A 1,675-nucleotide genomic window follows, 5' to 3' on the forward strand; every position below is an offset into this window, starting at 1 on the left:
CCGTGGAGTTGGTGTGTGGTGTGAGTTTGTGGAGGAGGTGGTGGGTGAGGGCGGTGGGGGTGGGGTGGTCGAAGATGGTGGTGGTGGGGAGGTGTATTCCGGTGGTGTGGGTGAGGTGGTTGCGTAGTTCGATGGCGGTGAGGGAGTCGAGGCCTTGGTCGAGGAATCCGCGGTGGGGGTCGATGTGGTCGGGTGTGGTGGTGAGGATGGTGGCGGTGTGGTTCTGGATGAGGGTGAGGAGGTGGGTGTGAGCTTGGGTGGGGGTGAGGGTGGCGAGGTGGGTGGTGAGGGTGGGTGCGCTGGTGGTGGTGGCGGCGGCGGTGGGTCGGTGGGTGGTGAGGTGGGTGTAGAGGGGGGTGGGGGGGAGGTGGTGGGTGTTGAGGGTGGTGGCCAGGGGGGTGGGGTGGTGGGTGTGGGTGTCGAAGAGGTGTAGGGCGTGTTCGGTGGTGAGGGGTTGCAGGGCGGTGCGGGTGATGCGGGTGTGGTCGTGGGTGGTGAGGTGGGCGGTGAGGGTGGAGGTGTGTGCCCACAGGCCCCAGGCGATGGAGGTGGTGGGGTGGGTGTGGGTGGGGGTGTGGGTGGCGAGGGCGTCGAGGAAGGTGTTGGCGGCGGCGTAGTTGGCCTGGCCGGGGCTGCCGAGCTGGCCGGCGACGGAGGAGTAGAGGACGAGGGCGGCGAGGGGTTCGTGGGCGGTGTGGGTGGCGAGGTGGTAGGCGGAGTCGGCTTTGGCGGCCAGGACGGTGTGGAGCTGGGTGGGGGTGAGGGTGGTGAGGGTGGCGTCGGCGAGGGTGGCGGCGGTGTGGATGGCGGCGGTGAGGGGCCGCTGGGGGGGGATCGTCGCGAGGGTGGCGGCGAGGGCGGTGGGGTTGGTGGTGTCGCAGGCGGTGAGGGTGACGGTGTCGGCGCCCAGGGCGCGGAGGTCGTCGTGGAGGCGGGTGGCATCGGGGTGGTGGGGGCCGCTGCGGGAGATCAGGTGGAGGTGGCGGACATGGTGGTGGGTGACGAGGTGACGGGCGAGCAGGCCGGCGAGGGTACCGGTGCCGCCGGTGATCAGGACGGTGCCGTCGGGGTTGATCGGGGTGGGGATGCGGATGATGTTCTTGCCGGTGTGGCGGGCGTGGGCCATGTGGCGCAGCGCGTGGGGAAGGTCGGTGAGGTTCCAGGTGGTGCGGGGCAGCGGGGTCAGGGTGCCGTCGGTGAGCAGGCGGGTGACGGTGGCCAGCATCGTGTGGGTGCGTTCGGGTCCGGCGTCTTTGAGGTCGAACGCCTGATACGACCGGCCCGGGTAGGCGGCGGTGACCGTGGCCGGGTCACGGATGTCGGTTTTCCCCATCTCGATGTACCGGCCGCCCGCAGCCAGCAGCCGTAGCGACGCGTCGACCTGCTCACCCGCGAGGGAACCGAGGATCACGTCCATTCCCGCGCCGTCCGTACGGGCCAGGAACAGGTCGACGAACTCGGTCGTCCGGGAGTTCGCGACATGCTCCTCGTCCAGACCCAGCGCGTACAACACCGGCCACTTCGCCGGGCTCGCGGTCGCGTACACCTCCGCTCCCCACCACCGCGCCCACTGGATCGCCGCCATCCCGACACCCCCCGTACCGGCATGCACCAACACCCGTTCCCCCGCCCGCACCCCCGCCAGATCCCCCAACCCAAACAACGCCGTCAGGAA

1 protein-coding gene is annotated in these 1,675 nt (G+C 70.4%); it reads right to left on the reverse strand.

Annotated elements, in window-relative coordinates; translation table 11 throughout:
- Positions 1-1,585, reverse strand: a 1,585-nt coding sequence (locus ND748_RS31520) for an SDR family NAD(P)-dependent oxidoreductase (RefSeq protein WP_251749939.1), incomplete at its 3' end; no start/stop codon positions are given.
- Between the last annotated feature and the right edge of the window lie 90 nt (positions 1,586-1,675).

This window comes from Frankia sp. AiPs1 (assembly GCF_023716945.1).
Classification (GTDB): Bacteria; Actinomycetota; Actinomycetes; order Frankiales; family Frankiaceae; genus Frankia.